This is a genomic window from Winogradskyella sp. J14-2 (assembly GCF_001971725.1).
GTDB lineage: Bacteria > Bacteroidota > Bacteroidia > Flavobacteriales > Flavobacteriaceae > Winogradskyella.
Genome location: NZ_CP019388.1, coordinates 2,244,808 through 2,270,772 on the forward strand (window position 1 = coordinate 2,244,808; position 25,965 = coordinate 2,270,772).

At 34.1% G+C, this 25,965-nt stretch carries 18 protein-coding genes; 11 read left to right on the plus strand and 7 right to left on the minus strand.

What is annotated here, in order from left to right:
• The first annotated feature begins 1 nt into the window (after nt 1).
• The 8 genes from radA (at nt 2) to BWZ20_RS10240 (ending at nt 13,208) form a co-directional block, all read left to right on the plus strand.
• Nucleotides 2-1,360 carry a DNA repair protein RadA gene (gene radA, locus BWZ20_RS10205; protein WP_076619673.1) on the plus strand — a complete coding sequence of 453 codons (1,359 nt, stop codon included), beginning with the start codon at nt 2-4 and terminating at the stop codon, nt 1,358-1,360.
• 172 nt (nt 1,361-1,532) lie between these two features.
• Nucleotides 1,533-4,937 carry an isoleucine--tRNA ligase gene (gene ileS / locus BWZ20_RS10210; RefSeq protein ID WP_076619675.1) on the plus strand — a complete coding sequence of 1,135 codons (3,405 nt, stop codon included), beginning with the start codon at nt 1,533-1,535 and terminating at the stop codon, nt 4,935-4,937.
• A gap of 5 nt (nt 4,938-4,942) precedes the next feature.
• On the plus strand, nt 4,943-5,326 hold the full coding sequence (locus BWZ20_RS10215) for a TraR/DksA family transcriptional regulator (protein WP_076619677.1): 384 nt from the start codon (nt 4,943-4,945) through the stop codon (nt 5,324-5,326).
• A 73-nt stretch (nt 5,327-5,399) separates the two neighbouring features.
• Nucleotides 5,400-6,065: a lipoprotein signal peptidase gene (locus BWZ20_RS10220; RefSeq protein WP_076619679.1), complete on the plus strand. Its 666-nt coding sequence runs from the start codon at nt 5,400-5,402 to the stop codon at nt 6,063-6,065.
• Nucleotides 6,066-6,271: 206 nt separating this feature from the next.
• Nucleotides 6,272-8,332: a histidine kinase dimerization/phosphoacceptor domain -containing protein gene (locus BWZ20_RS10225; protein WP_157358385.1), complete on the plus strand. Its 2,061-nt coding sequence runs from the start codon at nt 6,272-6,274 to the stop codon at nt 8,330-8,332.
• The gene (locus tag BWZ20_RS10230) at nt 8,333-9,172 is read left to right on the plus strand and encodes a response regulator transcription factor (protein ID WP_076619683.1); all 840 of its coding nucleotides are present in this window, start codon (nt 8,333-8,335) and stop codon (nt 9,170-9,172) included.
• A gap of 101 nt (nt 9,173-9,273) precedes the next feature.
• Nucleotides 9,274-12,282 carry a lamin tail domain-containing protein gene (locus tag BWZ20_RS10235; RefSeq protein WP_076619685.1) on the plus strand — a complete coding sequence of 1,003 codons (3,009 nt, stop codon included), beginning with the start codon at nt 9,274-9,276 and terminating at the stop codon, nt 12,280-12,282.
• 11 nt (nt 12,283-12,293) lie between these two features.
• Nucleotides 12,294-13,208, plus strand: coding sequence for a hypothetical protein (locus tag BWZ20_RS10240; protein ID WP_076619687.1), 915 nt, complete (start codon nt 12,294-12,296; stop codon nt 13,206-13,208).
• 62 nt (nt 13,209-13,270) lie between these two features.
• On the opposite strand, the gene BWZ20_RS10245 is transcribed toward BWZ20_RS10240, so the two are convergent.
• The 4 genes from BWZ20_RS10245 to BWZ20_RS10260 form a co-directional block, all read right to left on the minus strand.
• Complete coding sequence (locus tag BWZ20_RS10245) at nt 13,271-13,834, minus strand: 5-formyltetrahydrofolate cyclo-ligase (RefSeq protein ID WP_076619689.1); 564 nt, start codon at nt 13,832-13,834, stop codon at nt 13,271-13,273.
• On the minus strand, nt 13,831-14,799 hold the full coding sequence (locus tag BWZ20_RS10250; protein ID WP_076619690.1) for a succinylglutamate desuccinylase/aspartoacylase family protein: 969 nt from the start codon (nt 14,797-14,799) through the stop codon (nt 13,831-13,833). Before BWZ20_RS10250 ends, BWZ20_RS10245 begins: the two co-directional genes overlap by 4 nt.
• A 220-nt stretch (nt 14,800-15,019) precedes the next feature.
• A complete protein-coding gene (gene rimK / locus BWZ20_RS10255; RefSeq protein ID WP_076619692.1) occupies nt 15,020-15,895 on the minus strand; it encodes a 30S ribosomal protein S6--L-glutamate ligase in 876 nt (291 codons plus the stop codon).
• Entirely contained in the window at nt 15,870-16,313 is a 444-nt protein-coding gene (locus tag BWZ20_RS10260; protein WP_076619694.1) for an ATP-dependent zinc protease, read from the minus strand. The genes rimK and BWZ20_RS10260 overlap by 26 nt, the downstream gene beginning before the upstream one ends.
• Before the next feature lie 92 nt (nt 16,314-16,405).
• Between BWZ20_RS10260 and uvrC the strand changes: the two genes are divergently transcribed.
• On the plus strand, nt 16,406-18,199 hold the full coding sequence (gene uvrC, locus BWZ20_RS10265; RefSeq protein ID WP_076619695.1) for an excinuclease ABC subunit UvrC: 1,794 nt from the start codon (nt 16,406-16,408) through the stop codon (nt 18,197-18,199).
• A gap of 1 nt (nt 18,200) precedes the next feature.
• Nucleotides 18,201-20,453: a patatin-like phospholipase family protein gene (locus tag BWZ20_RS10270; RefSeq protein WP_232217098.1), complete on the plus strand. Its 2,253-nt coding sequence runs from the start codon at nt 18,201-18,203 to the stop codon at nt 20,451-20,453.
• 44 nt (nt 20,454-20,497) lie between these two features.
• Here BWZ20_RS10270 and BWZ20_RS10275 read toward each other — a convergent pair whose 3' ends face one another.
• The 3 genes from BWZ20_RS10275 to BWZ20_RS10285 are packed head-to-tail and all read right to left on the minus strand — an operon-like array spanning nt 20,498 to nt 24,230.
• The gene (locus tag BWZ20_RS10275) at nt 20,498-23,176 is read right to left on the minus strand and encodes a TonB-dependent receptor (RefSeq protein ID WP_076619697.1); all 2,679 of its coding nucleotides are present in this window, start codon (nt 23,174-23,176) and stop codon (nt 20,498-20,500) included.
• 16 nt (nt 23,177-23,192) lie between these two features.
• Complete coding sequence (locus BWZ20_RS10280) at nt 23,193-23,936, minus strand: GLPGLI family protein (protein WP_076619699.1); 744 nt, start codon at nt 23,934-23,936, stop codon at nt 23,193-23,195.
• Nucleotides 23,937-23,993: 57 nt separating this feature from the next.
• A complete protein-coding gene (locus BWZ20_RS10285; RefSeq protein WP_076619701.1) occupies nt 23,994-24,230 on the minus strand; it encodes a hypothetical protein in 237 nt (78 codons plus the stop codon).
• Between the two features lie 551 nt (nt 24,231-24,781).
• On the opposite strand from BWZ20_RS10285, the gene BWZ20_RS10290 reads away from it, so the two are divergent.
• Nucleotides 24,782-25,939 carry a homogentisate 1,2-dioxygenase gene (locus BWZ20_RS10290; RefSeq protein WP_076619703.1) on the plus strand — a complete coding sequence of 386 codons (1,158 nt, stop codon included), beginning with the start codon at nt 24,782-24,784 and terminating at the stop codon, nt 25,937-25,939.
• Nucleotides 25,940-25,965: the final 26 nt, after the last annotated feature.

The following is a 25,965-nucleotide window of genomic DNA, read 5'->3' on the forward strand; positions in this document are numbered from 1 at the left end:
TATGGCTAAAGTAAAAACAACGTTTTTTTGTCAGAATTGTGGCAGTCAATATTCCAAATGGCAAGGACAATGTACTTCTTGCAAAGCTTGGAATACCATTGCAGAAGAGGTTATTCAAAAACCTGAAAAAAGCGATTGGAAAACACCAGCCTCATCTACCAAGCGCGTTTCTAAACCTTTGCTAATAAATGAGATAGACACCTCTCAAGAAGCGCGATTAGATATGCAAGATGCTGAGTTTAATAGGGTTTTAGGTGGTGGCATGGTTAACGGTTCTTTAACCCTTTTGGGCGGTGAGCCTGGTATTGGTAAAAGTACTTTATTGCTTCAAATTGCGTTAAAACTCAAGTACAAAACACTTTATGTTTCGGGTGAGGAAAGCCAGAAACAAATAAAAATGCGTGCTGAGCGTATTAATCCAAACAGTAGCAATTGCTACATTCTTACCGAAACCAAAACGCAAAATATCTTTAAGCAAATTGAGGCTTTAGAGCCTGATATTGTGGTTATCGACTCCATACAAACACTGCATAGCGATTATATAGAATCGTCTGCTGGTAGCATTTCGCAGATTAAGGAATGTACAACCGAACTTATTAAATTTGCAAAAGAAACAGCCACACCAGTGTTACTAATTGGCCATATTACGAAAGACGGCCATATTGCAGGCCCTAAAATTTTGGAGCACATGGTAGATACGGTTTTACAATTTGAAGGAGATCGCAACCATGTTTTTAGAATTTTAAGAGCCAATAAAAACCGATTCGGGTCCACCAACGAACTTGGTATTTACGAAATGCAAGGCTCTGGTTTACGGGAAGTGACCAATCCCTCCGAAATTTTAATTTCAGAAAAAGATGGTGAATTATCAGGTAATGCTGTTGCGGCTACTTTAGAGGGTTTAAGACCATTGATGATTGAAGTGCAAGCCTTGGTAAGCACAGCAGTTTACGGCACACCACAGCGCTCTGCAACTGGATTTAATGCTAAGCGCCTCAATATGTTGTTGGCTGTTTTAGAAAAACGCGCTGGTTTTCGTTTGGGTGCCAAAGACGTCTTTTTAAATATTACGGGTGGCATTACAGTTGATGATCCTGCGATAGACTTGGCCGTGGTTGCTGCCATATTATCTTCTAACCAGGATGTCGCCTTGCAAAGTGATTATTGTTTTGCCGCAGAAGTTGGCCTTTCTGGTGAAATTAGGCCTGTACAACGCGTAGAGCAACGCATCTTAGAGGCTGAAAAACTTGGGTTTTCAACCATTTTTGTGTCCAAGTACAATAAAATTGCTTTAAAACAAACGTCCATCAAAATTCAACTGATTTCTAAAATAGAGGATTTGGTTGGGTTTTTGGTATAAATTTCTGCAAAAGCAGGAATATCCGTCGTTTGACCAACTCAAAACTCATCCACTTTTATGTTTTCAATTTTAGTCTTTATAACAAAATACACAAATAATCATATACCAGATAAAAGGTTTAAATTTTAACCCAAAAATCCTTAATTTCGCACCTCGAAAAGAAAACAGAGAAATGAGTACAAAGTTCCCTGAATATAAAGGACTTAACTTGCCAAAAGTGGCTGAAGAAATCGGCAACTATTGGGAAGCCAATAATATCTTCGAAAAAAGTGTAACCACCAGAGAAGGCCAACCACCTTATGTCTTTTTTGAAGGGCCACCTTCTGCAAACGGTTTACCAGGTGTACACCACGTTTTAGCGCGTGCTATTAAAGACATCTTTCCGCGTTACAAAACCATGAAAGGTTTCCAGGTAAAGCGTAAAGCAGGTTGGGATACACACGGTTTACCAGTTGAGTTAGGTGTTGAAAAAGAATTAGGCATTACCAAAGAAGATATTGGTACAAAAATTACGGTTGAAGACTACAATGAAGCGTGTAAAAAAGCCGTAATGCGCTACACAGATATTTGGAACGACCTTACCAAAAAAATGGGTTATTGGGTAGATATGGACGATCCATACGTTACTTACAAATCCAAATATATGGAAAGCGTTTGGTGGTTACTAAAGCAGATTTATGATAAGAATTTGTTGTACAAAGGCTACACTATTCAACCCTATTCGCCAAAAGCAGGTACAGGTTTAAGTTCGCACGAGCTTAACCAACCAGGAACGTATCAAGACGTTACAGATACAACGGTTATTGCACAGTTTAAAGCCATAGGCGAAACATTACCAGATTTCCTTAAAGATGAAGGCGATATTCATTTCTTAGCTTGGACGACCACACCTTGGACCTTACCAAGTAACACAGCTTTAACTGTTGGGCCTAAGATTGATTATGTTTTAGTTGAAACGTATAACCAATACACATTCAAACCAATGAATGTTGTGTTGGCAAAAAGTCTTGTTGGTAAACAGTTCGATGGAAAATACAAGCAAGTAGAAACAAAGCCAGAACTTATTCAGTTCAAGGAAGGCAATAAAAAGATTCCTTTCTATGTTCTTAAAGAATTCAAAGGAAAAGATTTAGTTGGTATTAAGTACGAGCAATTGCTAGATTATGCGTTGCCGAACGATAATCCTGAAAATGCTTTTAGAGTCATCTCGGGAGATTTCGTTACCACCGAAGATGGTACAGGTATCGTGCACACAGCACCAACCTTTGGTGCAGATGATGCTTTGGTCGCAAAACAAGCAACACCAGAAATACCACCAATGTTGGTAAAAGATGAGAACGGCAATTTAGTGCCACTTGTAGATTTACAAGGGCGTTTTAGACCAGAAATGGGCGAGTTTGCAGGCAAGTACGTAAAAAACGAATATTACAATGATGGTGAAGCACCAGAGAAATCTGTAGATGTAGAACTTGCCATTAAATTAAAAATAGAAAATAAAGCCTTTAAGGTTGAAAAATATAAGCACAGCTATCCAAATTGCTGGCGAACAGATAAACCAATTCTCTACTATCCCTTAGACTCTTGGTTTATTAAAGTAACCGACGTAAAAGGTAGAATGCACGAACTGAATACAACCATAAACTGGAAGCCTAAATCTACAGGCGAAGGGCGTTTTGGTAATTGGTTGGCCAATGCTAACGATTGGAACTTGTCGCGCTCACGTTTTTGGGGCATTCCATTGCCAATTTGGAGAACAGAAGATGGAAAAGAGCAACTATGCATTGGCTCTGTTGAAGAATTAAAAGCCGAAATGAAGAAAGCCGTGGAGGCTGAGGTTCTCGAAGCCGACATTTTTGCAGACTTCGAAGTCGGTAATATGTCTGAAGAAAACTATGAAAAAATAGACCTACACAAAAACGTCGTAGATAAAATTGTGCTAGTATCACCTTCAGGGCAACCAATGAAACGCGAAAGTGATTTAATAGATGTTTGGTTCGATTCGGGTTCTATGCCTTATGCACAATGGCACTATCCATTTGAAAACAAAGATTTAATTGATAAAAATGAGGCTTTCCCAGCAGATTTTATTGCAGAAGGTGTCGATCAAACACGTGGTTGGTTTTACACGCTACATGCTATTGGGACCATGGTTTTTGATTCTGTAGCTTACAAAAATGTAGTGTCTAACGGACTGGTCTTAGACAAAAACGGACAAAAAATGTCTAAGCGTTTAGGTAACGCTGTAGATCCGTTTGAAACCTTATCGCAATATGGTGCCGATGCCACACGTTGGTACATGATAATGAATGCCAATCCATGGGATAATCTTAAGTTTGATAGCGATGGCATTACAGAAGTTAACCGTAAATTCTTCGGAACGCTTTATAACACATATTCTTTCTTCAGTTTATACACCAACTTAGATGGTTTTAAATATGAAGAAGCAGATACGCCTCTTAATGAAAGACCAGAATTAGACCGTTGGATTCTTTCAGAATTAAATACCTTAATTAAAAAGGTAGATGCGTATTATGCCGATTACGAGCCTACAAAGGCAGCTAGGGCAATTTCAGACTTTACCCAAGATTACCTAAGTAACTGGTATGTGCGTTTGAGCAGAAGACGTTTCTGGAAAGGCGATTACCAAGCCGATAAAATTTCGGCCTACCAAACGCTTTACACTTGTATGGAAACTATAGCTAAGCTTGGTGCGCCAATTGCACCATTCTTTATGGATCGTTTGTATTTAGATTTGAATGCGGTAACCCAAAAAGAAACGTTTGAAAGTGTGCATTTAGCCGAATTCCCAAAGGTTGATGAAGGTGCAATTGATAAGGTGCTAGAGCGCAAAATGGAAAATGCGCAAACCATTTCGTCATTGGTATTATCGTTAAGAGCCAAAGAAAAGATTAAGGTGCGTCAACCACTTCAAAAAATAATGATTCCTGTGGACAATGCGCAACAAAAGGAAGAAATAGAAGCGGTTTCTGATTTAATTAAGCACGAAGTAAACATCAAAGAAATTGAGCTTTTACAAGATGCTTCGGATATATTGGTAAAACAAATAAAACCAAATTTTAAAACGCTTGGACCACGTTTTGGCAAGGATATGAAGTTGATAGCCAATACTATACGTGGATTTTTAGCGGAGGATATTAAAAATATCGAGCAAAACGGAAGTTTAGACATTGAAATTAACGGAAAAAACATTACTTTAGAACTTGATGATGTAGAAATTACATCTCAAGATATCGAAGGATGGCTTGTTGCAAATGAAGGTGCGCTAACTGTAGCTTTAGATGTTACAATCACAGAAGAACTGCGTAGAGAAGGTATTGCACGTGAGCTCGTAAACCGTATTCAAAATTTACGTAAAGATTCTGGTTTTGAGGTGACTGATCGTATAGATGTACAACTGCAAAATGATACCCATATCGCAGCAGCAATCGCTTCAAACAAAGATTATATTAAGTCAGAGACATTAACCGAAGAATTACAATTAATGGATAATTTAAACAATGGTATAGACATTGTTTTTGATGAGGTAAAGACCAAATTATTCATTCAAAAACATTAAAAACTATGGCAACAGATACAAAAAACAGATATTCAGATAAAGATTTAGAAGAATTCAGAGTTTTAATTCAAGATAAAATCGATAAGGCAGAGCACGATTTAGAATTGATTAAAAGTGCCTATATGAACGATCATAATAATGGTACGGATGATACCTCCCCAACATTTAAGGCATTTGAAGAAGGTAGTGAAACGATGAGTAAAGAAGCTAATTCAGCTTTGGCAATACGTCAAGAAAAGTTTATACGAGATTTAAAGAACGCCATCATTAGAATTGAAAATAAAACGTATGGTGTTTGCCGTGTAACGGGTAAGCTAATTAACAAAGAGCGTTTAAAATTAGTACCTCATGCAACGCTTAGTATCGAAGCTAAAAACATGCAGAAATAAGTAAAAGCTCAATTTTAGAGTATTGTATGTATAAAACCAAAAGCTTTGGATTGTATTCGAAGCTTTTTTTATTATGTCGTTAAAGAAAGCCTCAATAATTATTGTCTTTATTTTACTAGTTGATCAGATTAGTAAAATTTACATTAAAACACATTTTACCCTAAATGAGGATATTACCGTGTTTTCGTGGTTTAAAATTGCTTTTGTTGAGAATGACGGTATGGCTTGGGGCACTAAATTGAGTGATTGGTTTACATTTATCTCTGATAAAACAGCGAAACTTGCTCTAACGCTTTTTAGAATTGCAGCCGTTACAGGCATTGGATTCTGGTTAGTAGATGTCGCAAAAAAGCACAAGCCTAAAATTTTAGTTTTTGCTATTTCCATAATTTTTGCAGGTGCTTTAGGTAATATCTTAGATTCTGTGTTTTACGGTGTTTTATTTAGTGATAGTCATATGCAGGTTGCTGAGTTTCTCCCTAAAGCGGGAGGTTATGCAGGCGTTTTTTATGGCAAGGTTGTAGATATGCTACATTTTCCAATTTGGAGCGGTGTTTTACCAGAATGGTTACCAATAATTGGCGGGAAATATTTCTCTTTTTTTGATCCTGTTTTTAATGTGGCAGACATAGCTATAAGCACAGGCATTGGCATCTTAATTGTGTTTAATAAGAAAGCATTTAAAGACGACTCTAAAATTGATAGACCTTTTGTGGAGTCACGCAATAGTTTAAATTAATACCTATTTCAAACGGTTTTAAAGTTTTTTTGGTTCGTTTTAAGTATTAGTTTTAATATAAAGGGTATAATATCAGTGAAAATTTATATCATAACAGTGAAAATTCTTATTTATTTAAAGATAATAAATTTTGTAAAAAAAGCAACGGAATTTCTTGAATGTTAATGTTTTAACATATATTTTTAACTTTATAAAAAGATATTGTTTTGAGAAATTTCCTATTCTTTGTTTGCTTATGTTTTTCAGTGCAACCTTCCTTTTGTCAAAGTAAAAAAGCAGATAGCTTAGCAAACTTATTATCTAGTACAGATGATTTAAAAACAAAACTCCAAATACATAAAGAAATATGTATAGCTACTTACGTTAATTACCCTAAAAGAGGATTAGAGTCTGCAAATATATTATTGAAAATTGCTAAAGAAAATGAAGACAAAAGTTACAGATTCTTTGCTAACAGGTACATAGGTGTTTTTTATATGAACCAAGCAAATTTCGATTCTGCCATATACTATTTTGATAAAAATCTAAAACTATACAATTTAAAAATTGATTACAGAGAGGCTTATACTGACTTAACCAACAAAGGAAATACATACAGATATAAAAAAGAAAGAGATAGTGCGCTTTTCTACTTAAAAAAAGCCTTACAAGTGGCTGAGGAGCATAAAATAAAAGATAAGTATACTAATATTTATAACGGAATAGCTGGCTTTTACTACTACGATAATTTACCTGAAAAGGCTATTAAGTATTATGTAAAAGCTATTGATAGTTCTATTTATGTAAATTCAAAAGCTAGATTAATTTCAGTATATAATAACATTGGTAATGTGTTTAAAGATTTAGACAATTATACCAAAGCTATAGAATATTTAGACGAAGGCTATAACCTAGCCAAACGTTTAAATCATAAACAAGGTGTAGCCGATGCTTCTTTAAATTTGGCAAACTGTTATAATTATCTCAATATAAATAATGATAGTATTCCAATATTTTTTGAAAGAAGTATTAACCTTTACAAGGCGCTAAGCGATAACATTTTTTTAATTGAAGCTTATGAAAACTATGGTAACTATCTATCCGATCAAAAACAATTTAAAAAAGCCGTAGATTTAAAGAAAAGCGCATTAGACCTGGCAAAAACTGCGGGAATGGAGGACAAGGTTTTTGGTACCTATGTAAGCTTATCTAATAGTTATAAAGATTTAGGTGATATTGAGAAAGCTCTTAAGTATACAAATTTGGCTTTAAAAGATACACTTAATCCAAAGGCTAATTTTTTTGAAAATCTATTAGACCTTTATAAAAACAAGGCCTTTTTAGAAAAGAAACGAGGAAATATAAAAACGGCTTTAAGATTTCAAGAGAAGTATTCTGAACAATTACAGAACTATAACAATACCATTAACAAGACCTCAGTAAATGAGATAGAAGCCAAATACCAAACAGAGAAGAAAGAAAAAGAACTAGCGGAGCAAAAATTAGCTACACAAAGGCAAGAGTTACTTACCCAAAAAGCTAATAGTCGTAATTGGTCATTAGGTTCAGGTATATTAGCAGCCATGGCATTTATAGTTTTAATCTATAGACGCTATAAGTCTGAACTTAGAGCAAAGCAAACAATCACCAAGCAAAAAGATGAAATTGAGAAACAAAAAATTAAAGTAGAGCGCTTGCAGAAAGAACTCCACCATCGTATGAAAAACAACCTCTCTTTCATTGACTTATTTATAAATCTGGCTAAAGGGCGATTTGAAGACCAAGCCTATCAAACTAAACTCAACGAGCTACAAAACAGAATGCGAAGTATGTTTGAAGTCCATAAACAGTTGTTCAAAAAAGACGATGTTACTTCGGTAAAGGCTAAAAGCTATATTGATACTCTGGTGAGAAATATACAAGAGGCCTATGCAAAAAGTAATATTAGTATTTCTAACCAAACTAGTGTCCATGAAACTATTTTAGCCGACACCTCCTTTCCCGTAGGTCTTATTATCAATGAGTTCGTAACTAACTCATATAAATATGCTTTTAACGATGATGACATAGGTGTGATAAATATTGCCATTAAATCTGAGGGTGAAGCCTATCATCTTCTTCTAAAAGACAATGGCAAAGGACTGCCTAAAGATTTCGATATAAATAATTTAGATTCTTTCGGAATGGATACTATCCAATTATTAACTAAGGAGTATGGAGGAGCAATAGAAATTGATGGGTCTAATGGAGTTACGATGAACATTACTTTACCCAAAACTGCTGCATAAATGAAAACTAAAGCGCATATACTTGTTGTTGAGGATAAATCACTAATTTATAAGCGCCTTAAAATGATACTTACTGCTAATTATTATTCTGTAGATGATTATGCTCCAAGTGTTAAAAAGGCCATTGGCTTAATTAATAAAAAAAGACCAGATCTAGTGCTATTAGATATTGATTTACAAGGTGACCATAATGGTATATATCTTGGTAATCTACTAAAAACTCAATACAATATTCCATTTATATACGTTACGGATTTTGACGATGACCAAACATTTTATAAAAGCTTAGAAACCAATCACAGCGATTTTATTTCAAAAAAACAGCTTCAGCTTCATGATACAGAAATTATACAAACCAAACCTCACTTGGACGAAAAACGACTTATACGGTCTATTCAGACTGCACTCAATAGTATCATTACTAATATAGATTTCACCAAAGAAGGAATTATGGGTTTAGTTAGTTATCTTGACAAAATAAGAGAAATGGACAAAAGTAGAGTTACAAGAGTACCTGTGAGTTACAAGGATATCTTGTTTTTTACCGTAAAGCCATTTATTAATGAAAATGAAGAACAAGAAACCCTACGCGCAAACTACCTATGGTTTCAAACATTGCAGAATGATTATTTTTTCTTAAAAACATCATTAAAAGATTTACAAAAAAAACTGCCTTATAATTTTATTCGTGTAAACGAGAGCTATATCGTAAATATAGAACCTAAAACCTTTACAGGGCGCATTAATGGTTCTAAACTATCTATAGGTAATAAAGAGATTATTATCAAAAATACTTATAAAGCTGAGGTAGAAAAACGATTGAAGCTATTTTATAATTAACTATGTTTAGAAGGTTTTCATTGAATTTTAAAGGATTTTCACTATAATTTTTTTGCTCTAGAAAAAGAGTTCATCTTAGAGCAATTGTTAACCTTTAAAATATGAAAATCCGAGTATTTATAATCGCTCTTGCGAGCCTTACCTATTCATTTAGTCAGACGGATCTTTTATTTCTTTCAAAAGAATCTATTTATACCTACAATGGAGACACCACTGAGGTTCTTTTTGAAGGTTATAATAGAGGAAGTAATCCTAGCGAAATGCTAACCATTGACAACCAGATTTATGGTTTAGTAGAAAACACATCGATTTCAGATGGTAATGCCATATGGAGGTTTAACCCAGCAGATTTAATTTATGAATTTGTTCTTGGTTTAGATGATACTTCTGGAACAAATAGGCCCATATCAAACATTATAAGAGGTGAAAACGGAAATTTTATTTTTGGTATTATGGAGCCAAATCTTTTCTCTGGTGGTCAATTTGCAGTAAGCATTAATCTTCAGACCTTAGAAATAATACATTTATTTAATTTAGAAAGCCATGATGTTGATGAAAATACAAAAATGCTTCATTACAATGGTAAACTCTACGGAACATCATTACTCGGCGGCGCCAATAATTTAGGGTTTTTATATGAGTTTGATTTATCTAACGGTATATTTACGGTACTCTACAGCCTCTCTGGTAACGAATTAAGATTAAACGAACTAGTCACTGGTGCCAATGGCGAACTTTATGCAGTAACTCAAATAGGGAGTTTTACATTGCCTGGTCAGGTGTTAGAAATTGATACGGAAAACTCAACCATCACTCCAGTTTTTGACTTAAGTTTTCCTGTAGAACAGGTCTACTCTAATAATGACGGATTTATTTATGGCATTTTTGAAGGAGCATCAGGATATTTTATAGATAGAATAGATCCCGTTAATAATACCCAAATAAATGTTTTTCAAAGTACAAATGGCAATAATGATAATGTATTATTACCGAAAAGGTGGGCTGTTATAGATGATTTTTCAATCCATGCATATATGCCCAATACAAATACATCAGTCCGTTTGGTTTCATTAAACTTAAACACACTGACTTCTAATGTAACCACTTTGCCAATACCAGCGTCAAAGCCAGCTTTACTAAACTCAGAACTATATACACTGGATACAGAAAATATTTTTGGCAGGATAACTAAGTTAGAACAAAGTAATACAAATACTAACGAAGTATTTGCTTTTGGAAATTATGGATTGGGCGGATCGGATATCATTATGTCATCCTCGGGTGTTTTTTACGGTGTTACAAGATTTGCAGAAAATTTTTTGATACCAGATGGTCATACGTTATTTAGCTTTGATCCTACAGCCCAAACATTTAATGTAATTGAACGGGCTAGGACCAATTTTAACAACACAAGCAATTTAGAACCAGGTCCTTTTCAAATTATAGAGCTAAATGGTGCTATCTACATATTTTGTTCCAGCTTATCACCAGGAAATTCTCTTTCTGGCGCTATTTCCAAATATAACCCTTCAAATGATCAATTGTCTTTACTACACGTCTTTCAGGGTAATAATCCCAGTTATTTTGGTTTTGGTTGGGACAATTTTGCACATGGTAATAGCATCTACGGTCTTAAATATTTTAATGGTGGAGGTAATAATACAGACAATTCTTCAATTTTTAAGTTAGATACTACCAATGATGCTATAACCGTTCTGTATGAAGGGTCTGCTCCTGCATCTATAAGAGGTGGTAAAACAACTAACTCAGGTCTGTTTTTTGAAGAAGTTTTATCAGATAACTCACGGGTAATTAAGCTTCTCGATTATACAACAAACAACATAACAACATGCTACCAGCTCAACACATCGCCTAGTACAATAATTGATAGTCAAGATATTTTTACTAACCTAAAAAATCGTATTGTAGAGCTGTCTAATGGAGATATTTATATGATTGCTACTGTTACGGATAATAATGGGCAAGGAGGTATCTTAAAGTACGATGCGGCCAACAATAGTTTTAATCTAGTTTACCAATTTAATCATGATGTAGAAGGGTTTGGCCAAACACCTTATATAATTAAGCAATATAATAATGATGATTTACAAATTTTTACGGCCAATCAAAATCCTAGCTTTGTTTCAACCAGAATACTGAGGTTTGATAGTTCTAATCTATCCAGCCCTCAACTTGTTTATGAGCGCAACGCTAATCCAAAGTTAAATACTAGTTCTTTACTAACATCAACTAATGATATAACCCTTATTAATTCATCCACAGGTTTTGATAAGGTTAATACTTTAGGCGGTTCTCTTGAAGATGCTTTTGACTTTAATGGGGCAATTCGCCTTCCTGAAGCAATACTAGATCTTACCGAATTAGATGTTGATAATCCTCAAATATCTGAAATTTATTTTTCAGAGTACGTTGAAGGAAGTGGAAACAACAAAGCCCTTGAGATTATAAATAATACAGGTGCTCCAGTTAACTTGTCTAATTATTCCATACGACTGGCATTTAATGGTAGTTCATTTGGTTCGCCACTAAGTTTTCCTGTTGGCGATATTATTTCAGATGGTAGTGCTTATGTCATTGCTAATTCTGGCTTGTCTGTTGGCTGCCAAGGAGTAGAAAATTTAGTAAATAATCCAATGACAAGTTTCAACGGAAATGACGCAATAGGTTTATTTAAAAATGGTGTATTAATAGATATTATCGGTTCGGAAGGTAATGCAAGTAATTATGCTCAAAACATAACCCTAATCAGAAATTCATCCGTTACGGGTCCAAGTACAACGTTTGATATTAATCAATGGACAAGTCTTTCCCAAGATGATTGCTCGGATTTAGGAGATCATACACTGAATGTAGATAGCTCTATTGTCGATAAAGTACTGCTTTATCCTAATCCAACTTCTGGCATGTTGCAGATTAGCACGGCTCAAAGTATTAAAAGCTTACATCTATTCGATGCCTTAGGCAAAACGCAACAAATTAAACTTTCTGATAGAAACATAGTAGATCTAAGTGCATTGGCCAAAGGCGTCTACGTTTTAGCCATTGAGACCAACACAGGTACAATCAACAAAAAAATAATAAAGCAGTAAATTTTAAATAAATGAAAAAAAGCATAAGCTCACTAGTTATAATATTCTTAGCAACTACTATCTCGATTGCACAAGACTGTAAACCAAAAGGTAGCACAAAAGATAAAGAGACCGGAGAAAAAATATCCTACTACGGAGGTAATTTGTCTGGTCAACTAAAGATAAAGGGTATTGAGTTTATCCCTTCGGTCTACCTGATAAATGACAAGAATGAAGAAATTAATTACATTCAAACACTAGTAAACTTTGGTCATATCCCTCAGAATGATTACAGTAAAAATGATGATGAATGGTTTGAGGTTGGTTCTATGTTTGAATTTACATTAGAAAATGGTGAACGATTAGTTTTTAGATCTACCATAGCGCAATTTAGGCATAATTACAAATATTCTTATACCGCTATACAAGCAGCTCCTTTAGCAGACGAAGATCTAAGGAAATTGCTAAAAAATAAAATAGCAAGCTTTACCATCTATCCATTTTTGAGCAATGAGGTATTACCACTAAGCTACGATTTACGTGGAAAAAAGGCTGAAAAACTTGCTGAGCAGTTTAATTGTTTTAATAAACAAGGCTATAAGAATACAGGGAAGCCAGCCAATTCAAGAAAAGCAGAAACCTATTTAAAATTGGCAGACAAATATGTAAAGGCAAAAAAGTATAATAAAGCGTTAGAAAACTATCAAAAATCGGATGAGGAATATGCCAACCCTTTTTCAAAGGCTAAAATCGCAATAATGAATATTTTTTTAGATCATCACAGACCTGAAAATTTTAAGGCTCTTAATGGGTATTTAGACAATGTAAAACGCTTAGAGGGCTCTCAAGAAAATTTAAAATCAATTGAAGAACTTGTTTTAATACTCATTGAGGCTAATCCAGAGATATTAGAGCTGGAGGAAGTGCTTCTTCTCGTGGCAGAATAATGAGATTTAAATAAAGACACAAATTAATTCTCAATTACTAGAAAGCTTAGTGTTTTTAATTTTTAAAATTGATAAATCTTTTGTGGAGTCACGCAATAGTCCAATTTAATATCATCTTTAGAGGCAGTAAAATCACCTCTTTCAGCCTCAAAAAATGATAAGCCAATTTTAATGGTTTCTGGTTTGCAGTTGCTTAAAAAACGGTCGTAAAACCCTTTTCCGTAGCCTATACGATTTCCAGTTTTGTCAAAAGCTAAGAGCGGAACAAAAACAACGTCTATTTGTGATGACTTAATATCAATACCATCATCTGGCTCGGGAATGTTATAATCGTTTTTTCTTATCGTGGTATTATCTGTTAAAAGAAAATGCGCCATTGAGCAATCTTCAAAATTACTTTTAGATACTACTATGTTTTTATCTTTTCCTGCCAGAATATTTAAGATGTATTCTGAGTTTACTTCTTTTTGTTCTTCAATACTCAAAAAAATATGATAAAATGATGAATCCCAAATATCGAGTTGTAATAATTGATTTGCAATAGCAAGACTGAGTTCTTCCACTTGTACAAAACTCAGTGATTTTCGCAACACTTTGTATTTTTTACGAATCTCGTGTTTTGTCATTGTTTTATCTTTGTAGAAATATGAAAAATAGCATCTCCTTGATATATAATTGGAGACTCATTTACATTAAAAATGTAACCGTTATTAGGTGCTTTTACAAAGTAGTTAAAACTGCCATAGGGATCTGTAATGTGCCCTAAAACATCTCCTTTTTTTACTTGTGTATTTACGCTTACAGTTGCCTTAAATATGCCAGAGTAATTAGCTCTTATCCATTTACTGTCTGTGATTTTGATACAGTTTTTTTTAGGTTTAGAGGCCTTAAACTTGGTGCTTAACATACCTAAGTGGTGCAATACTCGTTTAACACCATTTACACCAGTGTTTGTAACCGTATTGTCTATATGAAATGACTTACCTCCCTCAAATAATAGCATTGGAATACCAAGTTTAAAACAAGAGTTTCTGAAAGATTTTTTCAGATTTTTTGAATAGTAAATAATCGGTGCTCCAAAAACTTGTGCAAGTTCATCAAGGACAATTTCATTTTTAATAATTCTGATTTGAGCTGCATTAAAACGGTCTGCGCCACCTGTATGAAAGTCTAAAATTAAATCTGCGTGTGGCACAATCTCCGACATTAGTTTGTGTGCAACTCTACTTGCCAATGAGCCACTTTTTGCTCCAGGAAAAACACGATTTAAATCTCGACCGTCTGGGAATTCCCGATCCATATGTATAAAACCAAAAACGTTAATAACAGGAATACAAATAATAGTTCCTTTTTTGGGTTTGTTGATGCCTTTAGAAATGATTTGACGTACCACTTCAACACCATTGACTTCATCTCCGTGAATGCCAGCAGTGATTAAAACGGTTGGTCCTGTTTTTTTTGAGCGTTCAATAATAACGGGTACTTCTATGGTGTTTTGGGTATGCAGTTTTGCAACACTAAAACTAACCTTAGCGCTTTCTCCTAGTCCAACTTTTTTGCCTAAAATATGTAATACTTCCTTTTCGCTCATAAGCCCATCCTAACCTTCCTAAAGGGAAGGAACTTTTATTTCTTCTGTCCTCAAACCGTTTGCAATATTGTTCTTATTAGATTCTAAGTCAACCATTATCATTCACTAAATCTTCATATCAAAAAAATGTTTACTGTATTAAAAACATCAAAATTAATGCTATTTGTTTGCCATAAGACCTATTTGTTCAGAAATTCCCCCTTTTGGGGCAAGGGGGCTTTTATTTTCTATTCCTTTCAATAAAAGTAATAATGGCTCTTGCTATATTTTTTTGAGTGGCACCCTCAATACCCTCTAATCCAGGTGTAGAATTAACTTCCATAATTAAAGGTCCGCGAGCAGATTGTAACATGTCTACACCACAAACAGGAAGTTTTAATGCACGTGCTGCTTTAATGGCTAATTTTAATTCCTCTTCTGTTAGTCTAATTAAGTTTGCTTTACCACCTCTATGTAAATTAGATCTAAATTCGCCTTCTTTTCCTTGGCGTTTCATAGCTCCTACAACTTGCCCATCTACTATGAGAGCTCTTAAGTCAGCTCCTTTAGCTTCAGCAATAAACTCTTGCACTAATGCTCTGGCTTGCAGTCCATTAAAGGCTTCTAGTACAGACTCGGCAGCATTTTTAGTTTCGGCCAAAACAACACCAAGCCCTTGAGTACCTTCAAGCAACTTTATAATTACAGGCGGTCCACCAACATGTTCTAAAACTTCTTCAACGTCTCTAGAGTAGTTTGTAAACACTGTTTTTGGCATACCAATTCCTGCTTTAGAAAGGCGTTGAAAACTACGTAGCTTATCTCTGCTCCTTATAATGGCATCAGAGGTTACCGTTGTAAAGACATTCATCATTTCAAATTGTCTCACTACAGCACAACCATAAAACGTTACCGAGGCGCCAATGCGAGGTATTACAGCGTCTACATAATCTAGATAACGATCTTTATAGTAAATCGTAGGCTTTTCTTTTTCAATTATTATGTCGCACTTAAGCGGGTCGATTACTTCAATCTCGTGGCCTCTTTTTTCACCTTCTTCAATGAGGCGACGTGTAGAGTATAATTGCGAATTACGCGATAGAATGACAATGTTCATTAGCAGTGTGTTTAAACGATTGATTTTCTAAGTCAACATCAACTAAGAATTTTTGCTTTAGAAATTGACGACCAATTAAGACCGGAAATTTCATATCGTCTCTAGTGCTTAAAGTTAAGTTAATCTTGTAGCTTTTTCCAAAGAATATGGCGGTAGTTTTAATTTTGTAACGATTTTCTTTGTGCCCATTACTGCTTTTAACATCCGTAAAGGAGTAGTTTTCAAATATAACTTCTTTACCATTAAAGTTGGGATGTCCCTTACTTTCAAAAGTGCAATAAAGTTTACCATCCTCTTCTTTTATTTGAGAGCAATGTATGGCAGAGGTGTAAGCGCCAGTATCTATTTTTACATCAATATTGTTGAGGTGTAATTCAGGGAAATCAATTTTATCAACACGTCCCAAAATTTTTTTCATAGCTTATTTTGTTTTAAAAAAAGTGGAGCAAGATAGTCATAAAGTTCATTCAAAAAACATAAAAAAATTATCTAATTGTTACCTTTGGGTAAATGCTAAAAACAAGTCTAGATATACAGATAAAAACACTTCCTCATCAACCTGGTGTTTATCAGTATTTTGATGCTGACGAAACGTTGATTTATGTTGGTAAAGCTAAAGATTTAAAAAAGCGTGTTAGCAGCTATTTTACTAAGCATCACGATTATGGCAAAACCAGAGTCCTGGTAAAGAACATAGCATCTATAAAGCATATTGTTGTTGAGACCGAGAATGATGCCTTACTGCTCGAGAATAACCTTATAAAAAAATATCAGCCTAAGTATAATGTAATGCTTAAGGATGACAAGTCTTACCCGTGGATTTGTGTAAAGAATGAACGTTTCCCTAGGGTTTTTCCAACCCGAAGAGTGATTAAAGATGGATCAGAGTATTTTGGGCCATACACAAGTATGAAAACTGTAAAAACGCTTCTCGGTTTAATAAAAGGACTATATCAGTTAAGAACCTGTAACTACGATTTGTCTGAAGCAAAGATTGAAGCAGAAAAGTACAAAGTATGTTTAGAATATCATCTTGGCAACTGTAAGGGAGCTTGCGAGGGCAAAGAGACAGAAGAAGAGTACCACTCTAATATCACAGCAATTAGGGAGATCCTTAAAGGGAATTTTAAAGATTCTTTGCAGCAATTTAGGGTACAGATGAAACAGTATGCTAAGGCTATGCAGTTTGAAGATGCTCAAAAAATAAAAGAAAAGCTCGAAATACTAGAAAACTATCAAGCAAAATCTACCATTGTAAACCCTAAAATTAGTAACGTAGACGTATTTTCTATAGTAAGTGATGAAACCTATGCCTATATAAATTTCTTGCAGTTAAGTTACGGATCTATAATTAGGTCTCATACCTTAGAGTTAAAGAAAAAACTCCAAGAAACCGATAAAGAGCTTTTAGAGATAGCCATTACAGAAATACGGCAACGCTTCAATTCAAATTCTAAAGAAATTTTTGTGCCTTTTAAAGTCGATTTAGGTGAAGAGATTAAAGTTTCAGTCCCTAAGCTTGGTGATAAAAAGAGCCTTGTAGACTTATCGCAGCGTAATGCCAAGTATTACAGAATGGACAAATTGAAGCAAATTAAAATTGTAGATCCAGATCGCCATGCCAATAGAATTATGGCACAAATGAAAGCCGATTTACGATTATCTAAAGAGCCAAGACACATAGAATGCTTCGATAACTCAAACATACAAGGAACAAATCCGGTAGCAGCATGCGTAGTTTTTAAAAATGGAAAACCAAGTAAAAAAGACTATCGTCATTTTAATATAAAAACGGTTGAAGGTCCAGATGACTTTGCGTCCATGGAGGAGGTGGTGTATAGACGTTACAAACGTCTATTAGATGAAGATGAACCATTGCCGCAACTCATAATTATAGATGGAGGTAAAGGGCAATTATCATCGGCTTTAAAGAGTCTCGATATCTTAGGTTTAAGAGGAAAGATAGCTATTATCGGAATTGCAAAACGTTTAGAAGAATTATTTTATCCAGATGACCCAATTCCATTATATTTAGATAAAAAAAGTGAAACACTAAAAATCATTCAGCAATTACGTAACGAAGCCCACCGTTTTGGTATAGAGCATCATAGAAACAGACGTAGTAAAGGAGCCTTAAAAACAGAGCTAGAAAATATTTCTGGCGTTGGTGAGCAAACCATTGTAGATTTAATGAAGCAATTTAAAACAGTAAAACGAATTGCCAACGCCAAGCTAGATGAGTTAGAAGCTGTGGTTGGTGTGTCTCGAGCAAGCAAAGTATATAATTATTACCACAAAGAATAAGTTGAAAAATCCCCTAACATATCATTTTATTAAGTGTATTGTTGTATTCTTACTTTTATATCATTGTATTGGTCGGCTACATGCGCAAGAAACTAAAGAGCCAAAAGTAGGTTTGGTACTAAGTGGTGGAGGTGCAAAGGGGTTTGCACACATAGGAGCTCTAAAGGTTATAGATAGTTTAGGAATTAAAATAGACTACATAGCAGGTACAAGCATGGGCGCTATAATTGGAGGGCTCTACGCTACAGGTTACTCAGGGGAGCAGTTAGAGCACTTATTTAAGTCTGCAGATTTTGATAAACTAATAAACGATGAATTTCTAAGAGAAGCCAAATCTTTTTATGAACGTGAGAGTGAAGAGAAGTATGCAGTAAGTTTTCCGTTTGACCGTTTTAAGATTACGCTTCCCTCTGCCTTATCTAGAGGTCAAAATGTTTATAACCTGTTATATCAATTAATGCTTCCGGTTAACGACATAGAAGATTTCCAAGATTTGCCTATACCTTTTTTTTGTATGGCAACCGATATCGAAACTGGAGAATCATTAGTGTTAGATAGTGGTAGGTTAGCTGAAGCTGTAACAGCAAGTGGTGCACTACCTTCTATATTTCAGCCAGTTGTTATAGGTGATAAAATTCTAATAGATGGAGGTGTAACCAATAATTTTCCGGTTGAAGAATTGCGAGCAAAAGGGATGGATATTATTATAGGAGTAGATGTGCAAGATGATCTCAGAGCTAGGCAAGACTTAAAAACAGCTCCAGAAATATTACTACAGATCAATAATTTTAGAACTATAAATGCCATGAAAAGTAAAGCTTCAATGGTAGACGTGTATATAAAACCAGATATTGCTAATTTTTCGGTTCTATCTTTTGATGAAGGCGAAGATATCATTGCTAATGGCGAAGCAGCAGCACTAGAAAGTGTAGAAGTTTTAAATAAAATAAAAAAAAATCAAAATCATAGAGTAAAGCGTCCTTATTTGAAAATTGCAGATAGCATAAAAATACAATCAATAACTATAGATGGTAACGACCGCTACACAAGGTCGTACCTTTTAGGTAAATTAAAAATAAGAGGGAATGAAACGTTAAGCTATGATGCCTTTAAAAAGCGCATAAATAATCTTATTGCTACAAATAATTTTGAAACGTTTAGATATCAATTACAACCAACGGACAGCGTTAATCAATTTAAACTAGTTGGTAAAATCCAAGAGTCTGAGACAACCACATTTTTAAAATTAGGCATACACTACGATGCATTATATAAAAGTGCCATCTTAGCTAACTTAACAAAAAAAAGACTATTATTTAATAATGATATAGCTTCATTAGATATAATCCTTGGCGATAACTCAAGATTCAATTTCGATTATTTTATAGATAAAGGTTTTTACATAAGCCTTGGTGTAAAGTCTCGTTACAACCAATTTAACAAAAATATAAATCCGCAATTAGCTTTAGAAGAAGGGTCTCCGCTCTTACAAAATTTAAATAAAATCGATGTAAAACTACAAGACTTTACTACTCAAATCTATTTGCAGACACTTTTTAGAAAAGATTTTTCTCTCAGAGTTGGAGGGGAGCACAAGCGCTTAAAGATTTCTTCAGAAACGTTGTTTTCAGAAAACCAAGAAGATGATTTCATTTTCGACAACACAGATTACATAAGTCTTTTTGGAAGGTTAAAATACGATAGCTACAGTCATCCCTATTTTCCAAAAAGCGGTGCGTATTTTAACGGCGATTTTCATTGGTATGTTAATGCCTCTGATTTTAACACCGACTTTAGACCATTCTCTATAGCCAAGGCAGATCTAGGTTATGCGTTTAGCATCACCAAAAACCTTGCTTTAAGAACAGAAACAAGTGGTGGATTTAAAATAGGTGACAACTCTACAACAACTTTAGGCTTTGCACTTGGTGGGTACGCTAATAATCTTATTAATAATTTTTACAGTTTTTACGGTTACGATTACATTGATATTACTGGAGATAGTTTTGTAAAAGCTTGTTTTACTTTTGATTACGAATGGTTAAAAAACCATCATATTTTAGTTGCAGCAAATTATGCAAATGTGGAAGATCGCTTGTTTGATACTGGTAACTGGTTAACCTCACCAGATTATACGGGCTATGCACTGGGTTACTCTCTAGAAACATTTATAGGGCCTTTAGAGGCTAAGTACACCTATTCGCCAGAAACAGGTGAAGATTACTGGTTTTTTAATCTTGGTTTTTGGTTTTAATCCAATTCCTGCGAAAGCAGGATTCTCATATCTAAAATATATTTTTACAACTTATGACTAACCTTAAACATCACTATCCTTGGTAGAATAAACGTTCTACTATCACTCACCACAAAGGCATTAAACGAATTTTGTTGTTTAAAACGCACATCAAAAATATTGTTTGCTGATATTTCAAAACCCCAAGGACTGTCTTCTTTTTGATAAAACAGTGAAGCATTTGCAGTATCAAAAGTATTGGTAATACCTTGGTTTTTGTTATTATAATTATCAAAGGTATAATCGGCTTTAAAGATAAAGTCTTTTAAAAAGTCATATTCTAAAAGGGCTTCAAAACGATCGTTTTCAAATCTATTTTCAATGCTATTGGCATTATAATTGCTAAAATCTTTGGTATAGTTAAGTTCTATATTTGGTAAGTTTTTAAAGAATGTTTCAAATCCTATAGTAGACGATAAGGATTTTGAGATATTGAGATTTGTGCTATTGTTCAATATTTGAAAGAAATCATTGTAGCTAAAGTTAGAACTTAAATTATAACGAATCTTATTGATCTTTTTAGAAATACGACCATTCACATTCCAATTATGCTCTGGCTGATCAAACATGATTGCCGTATTGAACGATTCTATGCCATTTAGCTCAGTAACGTTTTTAATCGTTGTTATTCGTTTATTGAAACTGGTATTGAGGTTAAAATTAAGGTTACGGAAAAGACTAAACTTGTAATAGCTCAATGTAGCTGTATGGTAGAGTTGGTTTTCCAACTGATTATTACCTCTGAATACGTTATTAAAACTAGACAATATAAAATTGTTAGCCAGTTGGTTAACACTTGCAAAACGTGCATTGAGCCTGTATTTAAAATTTAATTTTTCGCTATTATTAAACTCTATTTTTGACGTAAACTGTGGCAGTAATAAGGTTTTTGAAAAGGATTCAGTATTACCAAACTGCTCAGTGCGCCACAAGTACCCATGATAAAAAAGAGCAGGTTTAAAGGTGGCAATGCCAATCATAAATTTATACTCTAAGCCTAAAAACGTATCTATAAAATTGTACCCAAAATTATTGCCAAAACCAGCGGAACTAAAATTGTTAATATTGCCGTCTTCCAATACCTGAACATCTCTATTAAAAAATGAATTGAACGACACATTAATACCAACACTCGTATATAAGTGGTTAAAATTATTAAGCACCCAATAATCTTTTAAGATGGCATTAAAATTATGAGATTTAGACCTTTTAGTTTGTAAAATGTTATAGGTGTCTTCATCTTCTAACGGAATCAACCCTTGTAAAATCTGTTGGTTGGTCAGCCATTCGGTAATAGGTTTGTCATTTTTAAAGTTATAGGTTGCTTCGAGTGTTGCTGTATGTGCTTTAGAGAGCTTACGACTATAGCTGATGTTTTGCTTTAGGTTTAGTGCTGTAACATCTGTTAACGTGTTTATTGTGTTGTTTTGGTTAGGGTTAATAGTGTTTATCAGTCCATTTGCATCGTTATTGGTCACTTTTACAAAAGCGTTATAAGCAAAATCTTCTGTATAATCTGGGTCGTAATCTACCGTAAACTTACCTATGGTGAAAAAATTGTTGAGGTTATTGGTTACTGTTCTATCTTCTGTAAAAGGCTCTGTGATGTTTTGGTAACTATTAAGAGTATTGCTCAGCGTTTGGGTTTTGGAGTTAGAGCTAATGACATAACCACTAAGGTCTGTACTATTGTTAACCGATTGCCTTACGTTAAATGCACCAAATTGGTTAATATTATCCGTAAAATCTTTGTTGTTGAGGTACTGCGCAAAATCGCTATTAAAGAGGCTAAAATAACTGCCAGCATCATCCAAAAGTTTACCAAAACCACCTTCAAATTCTAGGTAATCGCTAAAGCTAAAACTTTTAATGCCTTGGTTGTTAAGGTCACCAATAAAATTTACATTGGTCTTTGGGCTGTAATAAAAGAGGTTGGGATGCAATAGATACCTGTCCTCAATGCCAGCACCAGCTTCTACATCGCCAAATACAAATTTCTTTTTGTCCTCTTTTAGCAAGATATTTAGCGCCATATCCTCTGAGTCTTGCAGACCTTTTAGCATGGCAACTTCGTTGTAATTATCTAATACTTCTACCTTATCTACGGCATCTGCTGGTATGTTGTTTACAGCGAGTTTGCTGTTGCCTGTAAAGAAGGTCTTGTTTTCTACCAATACCTTGGTTACTTTTTTGCCTTGTACTTTTACGTTACCTTCTCTATCAACTTCTACACCTGGTAATTTTTTTAGGGCATCGCGCAGTTTGCGTTCCTCACCAGTAGTAAAACGGCTAACGTCGTAGGTAATGGTGTCTGTCTTTACAATTATTGGTGGTGTGTATTTTATATGTACCTCGTCGAGTTGGTCTGGGTTTTCTTCTAAAACAAAGTCTTTAATAAAATCTTGGTTCGTGGTGGTTATGCTTAGCTTTTGTGGTTTATAGCCTAGGTAACTTACTGTAAGCTCGTAAGTTTGGTATTTTACAAGCCCAAGTTTATAACTGCCATCTTGCTCTGTAATGGCAAATTTGACCTCCAAATCTTCTGCATTCGGTATGGCCAAAATATTAGCATAAGGCAATGGGTTTTGTAAGCTATCGGTTACTTTGCCTTGGACTTGGATTTGTTGAGAATAAGAAAAGAAAAAACAAAATATATTTAAAGTACAAAGGAAAAATTTTTGCATTAAGTTAAATAAAAGCTTATTGTTTAGAATAAATTTCTTTAATTTTTTTTAGATGTTCTTCTTCTGAAATTATATTCTTTGACTCTAAATGTTTAATAGTAATCGTAGAATCATTTAAAATTTTCACATTTTCTACATAAAAAGTGTGGTGAGTGTCTTTTAACTCCAGTATTAATCCAGGTAGACCATTAAATTCTTTTGGTCCATAACTAACGGGTATTTCAGGACAATACCAAGCTTCAATGATAAACTTATGTTCTTCTTTTATTCCTTGCTTTGTTTTCTCTCTAGTTGCTTTATAACAAGTGTAATCTCCAATTTTTTTTGACTCATTGATTAATTTCCAGTTGTTTACTTTTGAGGAAATAATTTTTACTAATGTATTATTACCGTATAAATCTTCTTGCCTTAAGATTATGTCTTTAGATTTTATGTAATAATATTTTCCTCTGGCTACAACATTTTTTATATAAGACATTGCCATAGGATTTAAATCTAAGTCCATAATTTCATTAATACTAAAAAGAGATTCATCATCATTAAACTCCAAGGTAAATTCTACATTCTGAGCTAGGCTATTTACTTTTTCTAAAAAATCATATAATTCTTTACTTTCTTCTCTATCATGGTCTGAAACTTTATTTGGGATATATTTATAAGTTATAACACCTGATGTTTCTTTAACAGGGTGGTATAAATCTTTTTTTGTACTATAAAGTAACGTAATAAAGATAATTATTAAATAAGAGTAATATTTCATATCGAGTGTAATATGTGTTATAAGAGATTTGGTCAGTTCAAAAACTGACCAAATTTTTTAATAGTTATTTGCCCAAATATCATCCCATGAGTAACCATAACAATGTACTGCTTCAGCAGCATTAGATAACCATGTTAATTCTGTGGCGCTCCAACCAGCACGATCGGCTTGAGTAATCATCAATTCTACTTTATCAAAACAATCAGTTTCTTCTAATTCTTTTGTGGAAGCAATACTCATTAAACTTCCAGCAAATAAAACAACAGCCAAAAGGCTAAAAATTCTTTTTTTCATTTTTCTTAATTTTAAGACCAAAGTATGGTCAGTTAACAAACATTTTTTAACGAGTATTAACGAGTTTAAAATTAACGAGAGTTGTAACGAGTAACGAGAAATAAAAACCTACGCAGGTTTTGGCTAACCATTGCTATTAACAAAACATTTCGCCTCGTTAAAACGTTATGTTAAGCTTAATAGCGTTTCAAATCTAAAAAAAAAAATAGTTAAAACATCAAAAAAATATGTAAGATTTTTCAATATTTTTTAATTACGGTTTTTCCGTAATTGTTTGGTAGATAATAGTTTAGTTTTTAACATTTTTTGATTTGTTTGTTAAGTTAGTTTTATTTAAAATTCCTAACTTTGTAACATTATGAAACCATTCTGGGAAAACTTAAAACTTCATTTACACTTCCTTATCAAAAGGAACCCAGAATGACATTTATGTCATGCTGAACTTGTTTCAGTATCTTTTCGCTTATAACTTTCAATTTTTGTAACTTTAAAACATTGTTCGTTTACATCGAATAAACGAATAAACAAATCAACAATTAAATAAAAACAAAATGCCTTTTTATCATAAATTAGGGAAAATCCCACCAAAGCGCCATACGCAGTTTAAAAAGCCAGATGGTAGTTTTTATTACGAGCAATTATTTGGTACAATTGGTTTTGATGGTATGAGCACCAACAGCTACCATGAGCAAAGACCAACGCAAGTAAAAGAAATTAGAAAACAATACAGCGTAGCACCTAAAGTTGCTAAAGCTAATAATATGCAATCGTACCGCTTTCATGGTTTTAAAGTACAACCAGAAAGTGACTACTTAGACAGTAGAAAAATAGTGTTGACCAATAGCGATTGTAACATTATATTAGCTGCACCAAAAGCATCTACACGAGACTATTTTTATAAAAACACAGATGCAGATGAACTGATATTTGTCCATAAAGGCACAGGTAAGTTGCGTACCATGTTGGGTAATTTAGACTTTAAATACGGAGATTATTTATTAGTACCAAGAGGTGTCATTTATAAACTTGACTTTGATACCGAAGATAATCGTTTGTTTATTGTAGAATCTTACAGACCAATTTACACACCAAAACGTTACCGAAACTGGTTTGGGCAATTATTAGAGCATTCGCCATTTTGTGAGCGTGATTTACGTCAGCCTCAAGAGCTAGAAACTTACAATGAGTCTGGAGATTTTCTAATAAAAATAAAAAAGCAAGACGAAATTATAGAAATGGTATACGCATCACATCCTTTTGATGTGGTAGGTTACGATGGCTATAACTATCCATATGCTTTTTCAATTCACGATTTTGAGCCTATAACTGGTCGTGTACATCAACCACCACCAGTGCATCAAACGTTTGAAACTGATGCTTTTGTGGTATGTAGTTTCGTACCACGTTTGTACGATTATCATCCGCTTGCAGTACCAGCACCATATAATCATAGCAATATAGATAGTGATGAGGTATTGTACTACGTTGATGGCGACTTTATGAGTAGAAACGATATTGCAGCAGGTCATATTTCGTTACATCCAGCAGGTATACCTCATGGTCCACATCCTGGAGCTATGGAGCGTAGTATTGGTAAGGTAAAAACAGATGAATTAGCAGTAATGGTAGACACTTTTAAACCGTTAAAGGTTACAGAAGATGCCTTAAAAATTGCCGACGAGGATTATTATAAGTCTTGGTTGGAGTAAAAGCCTATCCTTACCTTCCAAGAGGG